Source organism: Paenibacillus sp. B2(2019) (assembly GCF_008370385.1).
Classification (GTDB): Bacteria; Bacillota; Bacilli; order Paenibacillales; family Paenibacillaceae; genus Paenibacillus_AQ.
This window is the reverse complement of sequence record NZ_VTZR01000002.1, coordinates 1,080,013-1,094,667: the sequence shown is the minus strand read 5'-3', so window position 1 is coordinate 1,094,667 and position 14,655 is coordinate 1,080,013. Positions and strand designations below refer to the sequence as shown.

Genomic DNA, 14,655 nt, shown 5'->3' with positions numbered 1-14,655 from the left:
ACTTTTATAGCAAAAAGAAAGAAGCCGCAATTTTTTCGCGGCTTCTTCTGTGTTGGATGTTCATTTTAAATTCGACATGGACTCTATAAACTCAATTTCTGCTGAAGTAAGACTACCAGCTCTTCAGCTGTATCCCAAACGATTGGACGGATATTTTTCACTTGTACGAACAGATCATTAGCTTCGCTGCTGTTCACAGTCCAAATCACTGGAATGTTCAATCCGAGCGCATATCCTGCAGTAAAATACACTTCAGGGGATTGGCCGGTTAAATCAGCGATAATCAGTTTACTCTCCTCTATAAGCTCCAAAGAATACGGTTCACGGTTATGCATTGACGTATGTCTTAGTAACCGTGGTATATAACCAAACTGCTCGATTTTAGGAAGCAGCTTATCCACCCACTCCGTGTGCAAATCCTCCGCATCTGACAATAGAACGATACAGGGTTTTAATTTTTTGCCTCCTGCGATTGCGGCAGCTTCATTCCATCCCTTGTCCGTCAGCTTAAAGGTCATGCCTTCCCTGATCATAAACTGTTCGTTAATCAGCTTATCTATGATATATACCAGTTCTTGCAGATTAGGCGAATACGTTAGGTTATAGCTACTGGAGAGTGGCTGAATAACAACGGATTCCCCAGGGGCTTCAGAATGTCTGTATAAGTATTGTAGTATACGGTTTCCTTTATCTTCAATCGTCACTGGAATTTTCGAGGAATTTACAATGGATTCTAAATCGTCGGCCGATAGACTGACCTTTTCTCCACGATCTGTCAGCTCCCGTATATAAGCCGATATCACATGAAACATATCGCGTTTCTTTGGATGCGCGAGAGAATTTATAGGCTCATAGCTGTCTCTCAATAAGTTATAGAACCCGTCAGGAGAACAATTACAGCCTAAAAATCTATCGTAATCACCTTCCGATGTAATGGATACCATCTCATCACAGAACAAGCAGTATTTCTTAATCATTACAACTCATCACCTCTTATTCATTGATATCCCCTTACCTTACCAAGAATATCTTAAAAAGTAGACAAGAAGATATTTCCTTTAGCACTGAACATAGAAGTAAAATATCATGAATGTCCACCAAAAGACACTGACTTGTATCCGTGTCTTTTTATGGTCCGATGAGTATTTTTTTGGTTTTTGAAGTGCTCATTTAAAGCTGTTGATAGTATTATTTTTATATAAATAGCGAAAAAAATCATATTGACTCATTATTTGAAATTAAAGTATATTCTTAGCAAATGAACCATTATTTATTTATATTTTATCTATTTACTTTTGAGGATAGAGTCCTCTTTCAGATTCTATCGAATGTCATGCATTACATTTACTGATTTAGGAGGTGATTAAGTTGAATACATAAAACTTGTTTTTAAAATGGACAGGCCGCAGATTATGAAATTAAATTAAATTGAAGAAGGAGCGTATTTTCATGAAACGAGTTCAAATTAGGTACGGAGTGAAAATGTTTTTGGCACTTGTGTTAGTTGTATCTGCATCGTCACTCGCACTAACTTCAACGACGCACGCTGGAGTGCCAATTCCTCTCAAAATTATCAATGAACACAGCAATAACGTGCTGTCAGTCAGCGGAGCGGATTCACAAGCAGACGGTGCGCTTATCGTACAATACATCGATCAAGGAGCAGAGTATCAAAAATGGTATCTCGAAATTGCAGAAAACGGATATTATAATTTCAGAAACATAGCTAGCGGAGATTTATTGGATGTCAACGGAGCATCTTCATCCGATGGGGCCAGTGTTATTCAATGGCCGAGCAATAACGGGTGGAACCAACAGTGGGAACTTATTCCAACTGGTGAACAAAACATGTATAAAATTAAAAACCGAGCCAGTGGCAAGTTATTGGATATATCGGGACAAGATAAAACCAGCGGTGCGCAGGCCATTCAATGGAGTGATAACGGCGGTCACAATCAGCACTGGTATATAGAATATATACGGAAAAATTAAGCTATTGCCGAATACAAGAAATGGCGGTGCAGGGAAACATCCCGAGTATCGCCATTTCTTTATTTAACATATTTTGGGATTTTTATTCCTTTTGATAGCGGAACCAATCATAATATGCGATTGTTCGGTTGGTAGAGTAGTTATACATCCCAAAGAACACTCCGGTAAATCCGCCTGCCACTTCTGTAGAGATCAAGTGTGTCTCCGCTTCACCTAGTGGATGCCATAACTGATCTGCACCTCGATAAGAGAAAAAATATTTCTCAGGTAATGCTTGAATCTTCAATTCTACGACTGTGTCTTCAAATGGAGAAGAATATTTCACATCACTTATGCTACCCACTTGTCTTCGCAGCGTAATCACATTTTCACCTTCTACCTGGGTTAGTCCGATTGCATAGTGATACATCTGATCCATAAACACAACAAGACCCGCTTCATCACCATCTAGTGGGTTGAATTCCATTTTAGTGGAAATTTCACAAACCAAGTGGCGCTGTCTACAGCCAATAAATGCAGGCGTTCCCTGTTCGCTTAATCTCACATCCGCTCCATGTAATGCTAGCCACCCTGGTCGCTCCTGCAAAGACCAATCGACTTTTTTAGCATTGCGAATAAAATTCCAGCTCATTCCTAAATCAGATGGATTAAAATCATCGGTCTCAGGCTCGTCTTCCCATAGCACTGGTGGTGGAGTGTCAGCTTCCATTTCTAATCCAACAACACCGTGATCTCCAATCATCGGCCATCCATCTTCACTCCAATGGACCGGAGCAAGAAATGTCTCTCTGCCAAGATGATGTCGATATGGATATCCTACTGGTCTAATCCCTAGAAATACCGCCCACCAGCTGCCATCCTGTGCTTCTACCAGATCGCCATGTCCCGTAGCTTGTATAGGGTAATCCGAGCTCCGGTGAGTCAAAATGGGATTCCGGGGTGAGGATTCATAGGGTCCATAGGGTGATTTACTTCTTGCTATGGTTTCCATGTGTCCATATTCTGTCCCGCCTTCAGCACACATTAAATAATAGTAGCCATTTATTTTATAAAGATGTGGTCCTTCAGAAAATTTACCGCCACTGCCTGTCCATATCAAACGAGAATCGCACAGCTTATGGCCCGTTTCAATATCAATCTCACATTGGTAGATTCCCATACCATCCTTGGTGCCAGTGCTTGTAAAATATACTTTTCCATCGTCAAAAAATAGGGACGGATCAATCCCTTCCTGATCCACATAAATAGGATCCGACCACTCACCTGCTGGATTCACCGTCCAAACATAGAAATGTCCACCGCTATCCTGATTTGTCGTCACCATGTAGAATCGACCATTATGATGACGAATGGTTGGTGCCCACACCCCTCCAGACACGACCGATTTATCAAATTGAAGCTGGGAATCACGTGTTAAGCAATACCCGAGCTGCTTCCAATGGACTAAATCTTTACTATGCCAAATGGGTATTCCCGGAGAGTAAGCAAATGAACTGTTTACCAAAAAGTAATCCTCGCCTACTCTGCAAATGCTTGGATCTGGATAAAAACCTGGTAATATCGGATTGTTATATTTCATGAAGCATTCTCCTTTTGTTGAACATTTGCATCTATGTCAAGGATTATACTCCACTAACTAAACGATAAACCTTGATTATCCAGTCGTAAAATAGCATGATATAGACATTCATCTAGACATGCTTTTGGAGGGTTACGAATTGAGCGAATTTTATTTGAATTGGTTTACATCAGATCAGAAATTCCCATTCTTTATTCAATACGGCTTTCACGACAATGATACTGACCTTCATAGACATGTGGACTTTTCAGAGCTCGTAATCGTCTTGAGTGGTACTGCTACTCATATTGTGAATACCGAAGAATCATTCATCAAGAAGGGGAATGTTTTTGTGATTAACGGTTCAACCCCACATGCTTTTAAAGATCCTCAGGATTTTAAGATCTGTAATATTATGTACAAGCCTGAAATGCTCTCGACGGCTGGATCGGATCTGCGAACTTCGAACGGCTTTCAGGCGCTGTTTGTATTGGAACCGTTGTATCGTCATAAACATACCTACACAAGTAAACTAAGCTTGCCAATTCCCATGCTGGAGTTTGTCACTGCACTCATTGCCGGTATGATTGAAGAATATAGCCACGAGCTTCAAGGATATCAGACGTTGCTCGTCTCACGGTTTATGGAACTGGTTGTCTATTTATCAAGGCATTATGAAAAACAGGATAAAGGCAGCCAGGATAATCATCTAATACATTTGGCGAAGTCGCTCTCTTTTATGGAAGACCATTATCTTGAAGCGTTGTCGCTGGATCAAATCGCCGCACACTCAGGGATATCTGTTAGACACTTAAACCGGATCTTTCGCTCTTACTATCAGACGACCCCTATCTCCTATCTCCATCGATTGCGTCTGGAACGGGCTTGCAGCTTGTTGAAGCATTCTAACTTCAGTATTACTCAGATCTCACATGAAAGCGGGTTTAGCGATAGCAATTACTTTACACGACAATTCACCAAAACCTACGGTATGTCTCCTAAGGCTTATCGGAAAAAATCATAAAAAAACATCCTTAATACAACAATAAGTCCTCAAAAGAGGACTTATTGTTTACTCAATCGTTCAATTTTTTCATTCATCCGTTCCAATACTCTATTCATCTCTTCCAATCTAGATACAAGTTGCTTCCGCTGCTCAATTAGGAGCTCTACCCTATCATGATTAGCCTCCTCCCCATGCCTGTACAACTCAACATACTTAATCAAGATTTCAACTGGAAGACCAATGCCTCGCATACATTTGATATGTTCAATCCACCTGCAGTCTTCTTCCGAATAGTCTCGATTACCGCTTTTATTGCGATTTACACGTGGAATAATACCGATGCGTTCATAATAGCGGAGCGTATCCGGCGTAAGATTAAATTTTTCACTTACTTCTGTAATGGTCATAATTTCGTTATCCTCCGGTGCTCGGTATTAATTAAAACCAATGATTGGGTGCGGTGTATAGGGTTCTTCCAAGAACGTAATTTCTTGAGGTGTTAACGTAATGGATAATGCTCCTACAGCATCTTCGATATGTGACATTTTCGTAGCACCAATAATTGGAGCAGTAACCGGTTCTTTCTGAAGCAGCCATGCAAGGGCGATATGAATCCGCGGAACACCATATTTTTCGGCGATCGCTGCTACCCTTTCCACAACTAATTGATCTGCAGCTGCAGTTCCATCATATTTGGATTTTTGGATTTGATCAGTCTCAGAACGATGGGTTGATACTGCCCAGTCGCGAGTTAATCTACCAGAAGCCAACGGACTATACGGGATAACACCGATTTTTTCTTCCTTACAAAGTAGCAACATCTCACGCTCTTCTTCACGGTAAATGAGGTTGAGGTGATTCTGCATGGATACAAATCGGGTCCAGCCATTTTTCTCCGCTACATATAAAGCTTTCTGAAATTGCCAAGCATACATAGCAGAAGCACCAATATATCTTGCTTTACCCGCCTTAACCACATCATGAAGAGCTTCCATAGTTTCTTCGATAGGTGTGTGATAATCCCAGCGATGGATCTGGTACAAATCCACATAATCCGTACCCAATCTTTTAAGACTTTTATCAATTTCACTCATAATTGCTTTTCGGGAAAGCCCAGCACCATTGGGTCCTTCATGCATACGATTATAGACTTTAGTGGCGAGGACAATTTCATCTCGATTAGCATAATCCTTGAGTGCTCGTCCAAGAATCTCCTCACTCGTTCCGTCAGAATACACATTAGCTGTATCAAAAAAATTAATGCCGAGCTCTAGAGCTTTTTTTATGATCAGCCGACTCTGCTCCTCATCAAGTACCCACTGATGGATCCAACGTTCTGCTACCCCAAAACTCATACAGCCTAGACACAACCTGGATACATCTAACCCAGTATTGCCCAGTTTCACATAGTCCATTTACAATGATTCCTCTCTTTCAATAGATGGTAAGGTTCACTTGCTGATAACTGTTATTATTTCACTTTGAGTTCACTCCAAGTCAAGCTATTTATAAAATTGACTGCTTCAAACTCTGTTCACTCGCCCTTTTCAGAAGGAATTGTGTCGTTAAGTTCTTTGTTCCATAGAATAGCTTAATGATGTTTCTGGAGTTCTACTTGGTCAAAAGAGGTGAAACGATGAGATTTTCTGTGAACGGGGGAGCGCCCTCTGGTTATTACCGGAGCATCTTGGAACTTGAAACAGAATGGGGACAAAAAAGAACTATCCATGAAGCTGGACAGGTTATTCCGTTTGATTTCGGTCAGGTGGCCGAGTTCACCGCTCCTAAAAGCATTGAATCGAGTATTCATCCTGCACTGACGCCTTATTGTTTACAGCCGTTTGGCGGATACGTAGCCACCATCTCGAGTGGAAGGGTATGGGGAGAATCTGGTGCTGTTCTATCTCCGGAGGGAAAGCTGATCTTTGATCTGTCACAGGAATATGACGCCGTTCAAAATAGAATGCTAGAAGCAGAGGAACACCCTGTATTCCACCGGTGGAATGATCCAAAACTTCAATACTTAGAAGGAACCGTGGCTGTGTTGACGTTTTGCGGAAGCCATAACTATTTCCACTGGTTGTATGATGTGCTCCCTAGGCTGGCGATGCTTAAAACGAGTGGAATTCCTTATACCTCTATCATCATGAATCCAAATCCATATGGACCATTTGTGGAACAAACCTGGGCTATGCTCGGTATATCAGAGTCTTCAGTAATCCGGACAAATCCTGAAGCTTACTTTGAAGCTAATCAGCTACTTGTCCCTTCTTTGATGATGAATTCCCACTATCCCCCGTGGACCACGGATACGCTACGTAAATTATTGCTGCCTCATAGGGAATCAACACTCGCTACACCTGAGCGTATTTATATTTCTCGAAACAAAGCAACCACCAGGCGCTTGGTCAATGAAGAGGAAGTTATACGCTGACTTGAAGAATATAGCATTCAACCTATTTATCTTGAGGATTGGACAGTTGCCCAGCAAATCCAGTTATTCGCTTCGGCAAAGGTAATCATGGGAGCACATGGCGCTGGACTGGCCAATCTGGCTTTTTGTCAATCTGGAACACAAGTTATTGAAATTGTTCATGAACAGCATGTCGTTCCAACGTATTGGATGATCAGCAACCATAACGCTCTTGATTATTACATGATGTATGGTCAAGGCTGGCCAGATCCTGCTATTCGTTTTCCGGGATTCGAAGATATCTATGTGGATATAGATCGTCTGAAGCAGATTTTGCATTTGGCGGGATTGAATACTTAGTATTTAGTTAAAAAAGCGCGATGGTAACGTCTGTCACTTTATAGATGGCTGTTCCACCACTTTGTTCAATTTCTCCCTGTAGCTTATGTAGACGTTCTTCTCTCGATATTATATGTTGATTCATTAATAGACCATAGTCTATTATTATAAACAGTTATAGAAGACATTCAATTGTACGATGTGTGTGTTTTGTTCAATACTGAACAGGTCCTATAAAAGTGTTCATTTTTTTTGAAAGTAAGGAGAAAATCAAATGTCTAAAGTGGATAGAAGGATTCTTAAATCACAAGAAGCACTTAAAAAAGCTGTTATTGAACTGATGTCCGTGAAGAATTTTGACGACATTACCATACAGGATCTCTCCGACAAGGCAAATGTAAGCCGAGGAACCATTTATCTTCATTATCAGGATAAATATGATTTGTTAGACAAGCTTATCGAGGAACATATAGAAGTTCTTAGAGTACTTTGCGAATCGGCAGCAGAATTAGATTTCATCGAGGCCACGTTGAAGTGGACGGAATACTTCGATAATCAATATTCATTTTTCTCTATGATGCTGGCGAGCAAAGGCGCCCCTTATTTCCGTAATCGGTTCTTAACCTTTCTTCAAAAAGAGTTTAGACATGAAGTAAATGTAACGGAAGGGATAAACCAAGGATTAAATGAAGAGGTTATCATTAGTTTTGTGGCATCGGCTTATGCAGGGGTAGTGGAATGGTGGTTCAAGAATGAGAAGCCTGTAACACATCAAGTCTTGGCTGAACAACTTGGGACTTTGTTGGAAAGGAATTTATAGCTCCACCATCGGAAAACCGATTGATATACAAAGCACCGCCTGATAAATTCTTCAGGCGGTGCTTTACTTTTATTTTTCCGCAGAACGGTTCTTATTTCCGGTAATTCTTCGTTCTTTCATCCTCTATAACACCATTCCAATTCATTCCAAAGGCAAAATCATATACATGTCCTTCTGAATCCGCATGACATTCCATGTCATGGCCCACATCTTCCAGCTGCTCTTCTACCGTTTGCATACCTGATGGCATTTGTACTGGGAGCAATCCCGAAGGCTCCTCGGCACCCGTTAACACCTCCATAAGTGCTTGATCCTGTAACCCAAAGTTAACAAGTATAGCATCAGCCTCTCCCTCAAATTCGGCAACAACCGAAGGATTGGACAGCAACATCGACACAATTACCGGTTTGTCTTTCATCAGCTTGCGAGCTTCCAGGACACGATCCAGATCGCTCTCATTATGCGTAACAACGGTTTTTCCTTTATAAGAACGGTTGAGTACATCGTTATCTCGCGCATCTCCAGCTAAGCTCTGCTCCCGAGCATGTTCCGCAGTGTACGGTCTATATTGCAAGCTAATGGGCACATAGCCGTTACCGCCTTGCTCAGAATCTTCCTGACTAAAGCCTACTCCTGATTTAGGACTGCTTATGAAGACAAGAGCAAAGTCTGCTTTTTCCGGCTGATCTGTCACATGATAATATTTAGACACAACATCCAGGTTGACCGGGTATTCTGTCTTTTCCGGCGTTGGGTTGCCGAACCAATCCTTTCCTGCTGGAGTATAACGCTTCGGAATATATACGGTTTGTTTCGCTGCCAGCGGCAATACCCGATTTTTGTTCTTCAGCAGCACGATCGACTTCAGCTGTGCTTCATAGCCTGATTGCATAAACTCAGGATTCCCAACAATCTGAGCGCTCTCCTCAGGCTTCAAATACGGGTTCTCGAAGAGACCCAGACGGAAAATATTAAGTAGAAGCCGAACAGCTGACCGCTCAAAACGATTCCGCATCCATACCTCTCCATGTTCAGCTACTCCCATTCGGTATGCTTCAAGGACGGGCTCCATCTCATTATTGCCGCCGAATTGGTCAACGCCTGCCATCAAGAGCTTGTAATGCCGTTCTGCGACGGACATACCCTCTACGCCCCAAGGTTTACCACTGAGAAAGGAATCCTTACTATCTGATTCGTCTGCTGTAATGAGCCAATCTGTGCACACAACGCCATCGTAACCGTATTTATCCCGAAGCAGATCGGTAATAAGATAGGAACTATAAGAATTTCCGACATTCTCCCCGTTCAACTGATCTTGATCTGTAGAAATTGTGTAGTATGGCATGACCGCTGAAGCCTGCTTGGTTGGACCATCCAGCTTAAAAGCTCCTTCTGTAAAAGGAATAAGATGTTCATCAAAGTTACCGCCCGGATAGACAGCATATTTGCCGCAAGCATAATGTGCATCCCTTCCGCCTTCCCCGGAACCACCGCCAGGCCAGTGTTTTACCATAGCGTTCACGCTGTCATATCCCCAGCCTTCGTTAATCTCCCGGTCATCTTCCGAGCTCTGGAAGCCGTCGACATAAGCCTTTGCCATGTCAGCAGATAACTTCGAATCCTCGCCAAAAGTGCCGTTAAAACGAAACCATCGCGGATCTGTAGCAATATCGATTTGCGGCGATAGCGCCGTCCCTAGACCAAGTGCACGATACTCACGTGAGGCAACTTGCCCAAAACGATAGGTGATCTTCGGATCGAAGGTTGCCGCAAGGCCCAGCGTCTCCGGCCACATGGAGATTTGCCCACCAGCTCCAGCATTAAACTCTGAGCTAGAATCTGAGCCATGGCGTGGGTCGGAGCTGTTGTTGGCTGGAATCCCAAGGCCGGTTCCTTCTGCAAATGCCTGCACCTGGTTGTTCCACAGGGCGGCAATTTCCGGACTTTCCACGGTGGTCACCAGAATATGTCTTAGATGGTCCTGTGCCAGAAATGCCAGCTGTTCATCGGTAAGCTCCCATGGTTTGGCTCCGCTCTCCTCATAAGATTTACCGTTATACGTTCCTGAGAACCAGCTGCTACTAAGTGCTGGGATAGATTGATGACGACTATACAGCATGAGTCCAGCAATTTGTTCAATACTCATTTGTGAAGCTAGATCTTGAGCCCGCTCTTGCGGCGTCAATCGCCAGTCCTCATATTTATCCAGTTTGCCATTACGATTCAGATCTTTGAAGAACAGTCCGTCCTGTTCGAGAATCTGCACTCCAGAATCAGGGGAATAACCCAAGGCTGGCCCCCCCTTATTGCTTACGTAAGAAATGGTATGAAGGCTTTTAGTGTTAATAGTCTCTCTCTGATTCATATGGTTTCCCTCCACTGTTTTCTTGTTTGTTTTTTCTTAGACCAGATTGGCTTTTTGTGATTGCACTTCGACAGCTGTTAGTTCAGCAGTTTGAGCTCTTTTCTCTGTTCCCACTTCTGGAAGTGGCTTCACTGCCAGCATACCGAGTATAGTGCAGAAGGCAAGGAAGATGTAAAAGAAGGTCCAGCTACCGATGCCTAACAGCACAGGAGCGATTGCTGGAACAATGGACTGTGGCAAGGCATTAGCTACGTTCATAATCCCGAAGTCTTTGGCTGAATCCTCTTTACTTGGAAGAATGCGTGCAACGAGTGCCATATCTACGGCTGAGAAGCAGCCAAAGCCCAATCCGATCACTGTAGCTCCGGCAATGTAGGCCGGATAACTTGGCACAAAGGCAAACAACAGAACCCCAATAGCAATGATGAACCCTGAAACAATCAGGAATGGTTTTTGCTTACCAAATTTATCTGACAACACCCCACCGAAGATACTTGTAATTGCAACACCCACTAGCATAACGATATTAATCGTAGCAACCTTTGCGGTGGCCAGCTCTTCCGTAAGTCCCATCCGGTTTACCAGCATGACTGTGAGGTATAAAGTGCTACAATATCCCATCATGATCAGGAACTTGGATACGAAAGCCCAAGAGAATTCCGGGAATTTACGTGGACTAGGAAAAATCGTACTCAGCTTCTTACCCAGCGATATTTGATTATGTGTCTTGGGAACAAGTTCTACTTTACCTTCTTTAATAATCAACGTACTGAGAAGTGGACCTATGATGCCGATTACACCTAGCAAAAGCCACTTAATTTCTGAAGAAACTGAGGTCATCACTGTCATCATGATCATCCCTACCGTCATAGCGATTGGAATAGTGAGACCGATTAATCCCGAGATTGTCCCTTGTTTCTCCTGAGGTACTTGGTCTGGAATGAGCGCTGTATAGGCTGCCATCCCTACATTGAAGAAAAATTGGGCGACTGCCCAGCTAATCATGATCTGCCAAGGCTCGTTGGCGAAACCAGTACATACCAGCGCAGCACAGCCAACTAGTGGACCTAGGATAATCCACGTGCGCCGCCGTCCGAACGAAAGATGAGTTCGGTCACTGAGTGCACCGCCAATCGGATTTCCGATAAGAGCAAAGAATGCGCCTATTCCTGCAACCAGTCCATAGGAAGAGGTATATCCATTCGGATCCACTTCAATCATTTTAAAGGTCAGCAGCAAGGTGGCAGGTGTCATCAGTGCCAGCATCATCATGCCGTAACCAAGCAGAATACCAAAGGTCAATCTACGAAAAGGGGTGTGAACCTGCCCTTTAGACGATGCTCCAGTCATTGTAATTCCTCCTCGTCCTTTTAGAAACCGTTTACAATTTGATTATAAAATAAACCACCTCTTGGAGGAGAGGTGGTTTATTACACACTTTTAGGTTCATTTTTAATCTAAATGAAAGCGTTTCAATATTATTCATCAAGATGAAGCTTAAAAATTGACTCATTTTCTCAAAACAATGGAGTCAGCTCAATGAGCTCTACGCTATGAGGTTCCATTCTAATGACAACAGAAAGCTCTTCACCTACTTCAATAAGCTGAATCTGTCTACCTGGAAGAGAGGCAGCTTTTAGATAAGCAGTGTCATCTGCAGTCAGAACGGGTGGAGCCCCCATTTCTACCCATTTGTCAAAGCTGCTGCCATGTGCCCTGCTGATCGCATGGTTCACTTGCTTATATCTGCCAGATGGTAATCCAGTTAATGTGAGTTCAATTTTAAGAAGCCTCTCGTTTTTGAAGCCACTATAACGACTAGTAGGTGTAATGAATGAAGTATCACCAAGCGCGTACAAATCATCAAAATGACAGTAATTATAAGCCAAAATCTGATAACCACCTCTTCCAGCTGTCACTATATAACCCTCTTCATGTGCGACTAGCCGATTCCCCAGCTTAGCGAGCATTTCATAGGCATGCATAGCCGCTTTCGGAATTCCATACTGAGCCATAAGTCCAAGTCCACCATGAAATATCCGGGATGAAGCCGCTGTTTCTTCAATATTGTCACTCAGTACCCAATATCCGAACCCACTGATGCTGTCGAGATTTTCGATGATATTTTTTACGATATATGCAGCTTTATATAATGTGTCATTGGTCAGTTCACGATGAAATGCTGTTGAATTCCATTCGGTTAAATATAGCTCTTGTCCGTTAAGTCCCAGCTCAGCGAGCAGCCCGATTTCACGCTCCAGCGATTCCATCAAATAATCGGGGTTTGGGGACACTTTGTTGAACCCCTCTACTGTAAGCGGAGATATTTCTTTTTCACTTAATCGTTCCTTAGGCTCCCAATTTCTACTAAGCAGATCATCCATGTCCTCATGCGGATAAAAATGTAACGGGATAAAGTCTGGAAGACAACCCCGTTCTTTGCAGAAAGCGAAAAACTGTTCACAAAACGCATTGGAGTTCAGAGTAATAATTCTACCGGGAGCGCCAATCTGAAGGTTCGGAGAGATGGCTTTGAGGGTGTCGAACGTTCGGGCATACAATTCGTTGTACGCTTCTTCCGTCGCAGGCCAGAACAAACCATATTCCGGTTCGTTCCAGAATTCAAACTTCCAGCTTTCCACCTCTTCAAGACCGTACCGATTGAGACAATGGCGAATAAACTGATCTACCAATTCACACCAGCGGTCCATGGATTTAGGCGGACTCACGTAACTCTTTTCATAAAACACATGTTTACTGCTGTCTACTGCGAGATCAAAAGGCATAAACCCCAGTTCTATAAAAGGCTTCAAGCCGATCGATAACAAAAAATCAAACAACTGATCTACAAAGCGAAAATTAAAATGTGCCTGCCCTTCGTGATCCTCCCGGTATACCATCATTGAATCATCAAAAATTCCATGAAAACGCAAATAGCGAAACGGACACCGCTCTTGTACATATTTCAAATGAGCTTGTACATCACTTTGAAGTCCTTCATTTGCTTTGCTAATCGTAATGATATTTTTCCAGCTATGCTGGATTTGCCGCTGAATCCTGTCTAAAGGAATACTCGCAGACAGCTGAACAACCGCATGTACGGATTCAAGCTGGTGCGACTGACTACGCCGGAGGAATTGCCGAACAATACCCAGTGCGCTGAATTGATTAAATGCTAAGTAGCCGGAAGCAGAACCTTCCTGTTTCGCATGAGTTTGAGGCCGATATTTTTTGCGATATTCATGTGGTGTAATATGATATCGGCTTTTGAATGCAGCGTAAAAAGATTTTGCGTTTGGAAAGCCCTGCTCAAGTGCCAGCTCAGCAAGCGAATGATCTTGATCTCTTAAAAGGGCTTCTACGGTATTTTTTAAACGAATGCTGGTTAAGTAAGTCTGGAAGTTGACCCCAATGTTCTCGCTAAAAAATTTGGACAAATACGGCACAGACAAATACTCTCGTTCCGCGATTGTCTGCAGCGACACCGGGTCTTTATAATGTTCATCTATATAAGTGATGATGCTCATCATTCGTTCCATATATTTTATATTCATCGCTTCGCCGGAATTTGGCAGCTTGAACTGTTTGACCAAAACAGAGAATAACCCAAGCATACGTGCTTCCATCCCCAGTTCATAGGCTTCTCCACCTTTGTACTTCAGCTGTACCATTTCAGCCATGAGCTGACGCATGTTATCTAAGCCATTTTGCTTCTCAGGACCGACTTCAGCAGAATAACATTCAAAGCTGATCTTCTCCACATTGTGGATGTGCTGCTTAAGATAGGTTGTTGGGATTTGAAAGGTAGCGATGATATTCTGATCTAATCCGATAACTTCATGCACGTAACACTGGTTAATGAGTAGCATATCGCCTTCTTTAAGCCTATATTGACGGTTTCCGGTCGAAACCTCTAGATTGCCGGACAGCACAAAAATCAGCTCCACACTCATATGCCAGTGATTCGGCACAAAGTTGACACTATGTAAAGAAACATCAAACGGTAGTTTGCCTTCGGTCTCAAGCTGTTCATAGCTGGAATGGCTCAAATAATCACTTCCTTGTTTACATTATCTTGTAGTAGCATACAATGTAGCGTTTCGGCGGTCAATTCGCTGGTCTGTGGTCACCTCGCTAACAAAAAAACACTGATCCAAGTCAG

Annotated in this window: 10 protein-coding genes and 1 pseudogene; 4 read left to right on the top strand and 7 right to left on the bottom strand. The window is 42.9% G+C overall.

Features of this window, described 5'->3' with window-relative positions; genetic code table 11:
* Window positions 1-83: 83 nt before the first annotated feature.
* Window positions 84-977: a hypothetical protein gene (locus PAENI_RS05460; RefSeq protein ID WP_149644520.1), complete on the bottom strand. Its 894-nt coding sequence runs from the start codon at window positions 975-977 to the stop codon at window positions 84-86.
* A 472-nt stretch (window positions 978-1,449) separates the two neighbouring features.
* Here PAENI_RS05460 and PAENI_RS05455 point away from each other — a divergent pair, with 472 nt between their 5' ends.
* On the top strand, window positions 1,450-1,992 hold the full coding sequence (locus PAENI_RS05455) for an RICIN domain-containing protein (protein WP_149644519.1): 543 nt from the start codon (window positions 1,450-1,452) through the stop codon (window positions 1,990-1,992).
* A gap of 82 nt (window positions 1,993-2,074) precedes the next feature.
* Here the strand turns inward: PAENI_RS05455 and PAENI_RS05450 are convergent, their stop codons facing one another.
* The gene (locus PAENI_RS05450) at window positions 2,075-3,571 is read right to left on the bottom strand and encodes a glycoside hydrolase family 43 protein (protein WP_149644518.1); all 1,497 of its coding nucleotides are present in this window, start codon (window positions 3,569-3,571) and stop codon (window positions 2,075-2,077) included.
* A 139-nt stretch (window positions 3,572-3,710) separates the two neighbouring features.
* On the opposite strand from PAENI_RS05450, the gene PAENI_RS05445 reads away from it, so the two are divergent.
* A complete protein-coding gene (locus PAENI_RS05445) occupies window positions 3,711-4,574 on the top strand; it encodes a helix-turn-helix domain-containing protein (RefSeq protein ID WP_149644517.1) in 864 nt (287 codons plus the stop codon).
* A gap of 41 nt (window positions 4,575-4,615) precedes the next feature.
* Here the strand turns inward: PAENI_RS05445 and PAENI_RS05440 are convergent, their stop codons facing one another.
* A complete protein-coding gene (locus tag PAENI_RS05440) occupies window positions 4,616-4,963 on the bottom strand; it encodes a MerR family transcriptional regulator (protein ID WP_149644516.1) in 348 nt (115 codons plus the stop codon).
* Window positions 4,964-4,990: 27 nt separating this feature from the next.
* Window positions 4,991-5,971, bottom strand: a complete 981-nt coding sequence (locus PAENI_RS05435) for an aldo/keto reductase (protein ID WP_149644515.1) — start codon at window positions 5,969-5,971, stop codon at window positions 4,991-4,993.
* A gap of 179 nt (window positions 5,972-6,150) precedes the next feature.
* On the opposite strand from PAENI_RS05435, the pseudogene PAENI_RS32505 reads away from it, so the two are divergent.
* Both PAENI_RS32505 and PAENI_RS05415 read left to right on the top strand, forming a co-directional pair.
* Window positions 6,151-7,329, top strand: a pseudogene (locus PAENI_RS32505) (glycosyltransferase family 61 protein).
* A 253-nt stretch (window positions 7,330-7,582) separates the two neighbouring features.
* Window positions 7,583-8,128 (top strand): TetR/AcrR family transcriptional regulator, encoded by a 546-nt coding sequence (locus PAENI_RS05415; RefSeq protein WP_149644512.1) that lies wholly within the window; start codon window positions 7,583-7,585, stop codon window positions 8,126-8,128.
* A 91-nt stretch (window positions 8,129-8,219) separates the two neighbouring features.
* Here the strand turns inward: PAENI_RS05415 and PAENI_RS05410 are convergent, their stop codons facing one another.
* The 3 genes from PAENI_RS05410 to PAENI_RS05400 all read right to left on the bottom strand — a co-directional run bounded on the left by PAENI_RS05410 (window position 8,220) and on the right by PAENI_RS05400 (window position 14,542).
* On the bottom strand, window positions 8,220-10,493 hold the full coding sequence (locus PAENI_RS05410; protein ID WP_149644511.1) for a glycoside hydrolase family 3 protein: 2,274 nt from the start codon (window positions 10,491-10,493) through the stop codon (window positions 8,220-8,222).
* Between the two features lie 36 nt (window positions 10,494-10,529).
* On the bottom strand, window positions 10,530-11,843 hold the full coding sequence (locus PAENI_RS05405) for an MFS transporter (protein WP_149644510.1): 1,314 nt from the start codon (window positions 11,841-11,843) through the stop codon (window positions 10,530-10,532).
* Between the two features lie 167 nt (window positions 11,844-12,010).
* On the bottom strand, window positions 12,011-14,542 hold the full coding sequence (locus PAENI_RS05400; RefSeq protein ID WP_149644509.1) for a GH39 family glycosyl hydrolase: 2,532 nt from the start codon (window positions 14,540-14,542) through the stop codon (window positions 12,011-12,013).
* Window positions 14,543-14,655: the final 113 nt, after the last annotated feature.

Coding starts and splice junctions, on each gene's coding strand:
- PAENI_RS05455 (WP_149644519.1), top strand. CDS start 1,450: ATGAAACGAGTTCAAATTAGGTACGGAGTGAAAATGTTTTTGGCACTT.
- PAENI_RS05415 (WP_149644512.1), top strand. CDS start 7,583: ATGTCTAAAGTGGATAGAAGGATTCTTAAATCACAAGAAGCACTTAAA.
- PAENI_RS05435 (WP_149644515.1), bottom strand. CDS start 5,971: ATGGACTATGTGAAACTGGGCAATACTGGGTTAGATGTATCCAGGTTG.
- PAENI_RS05460 (WP_149644520.1), bottom strand. CDS start 977: ATGATTAAGAAATACTGCTTGTTCTGTGATGAGATGGTATCCATTACA.
- PAENI_RS05450 (WP_149644518.1), bottom strand. CDS start 3,571: ATGAAATATAACAATCCGATATTACCAGGTTTTTATCCAGATCCAAGC.
- PAENI_RS05405 (WP_149644510.1), bottom strand. CDS start 11,843: ATGACTGGAGCATCGTCTAAAGGGCAGGTTCACACCCCTTTTCGTAGA.
- PAENI_RS05440 (WP_149644516.1), bottom strand. CDS start 4,963: ATGACCATTACAGAAGTAAGTGAAAAATTTAATCTTACGCCGGATACG.
- PAENI_RS05410 (WP_149644511.1), bottom strand. CDS start 10,493: ATGAATCAGAGAGAGACTATTAACACTAAAAGCCTTCATACCATTTCT.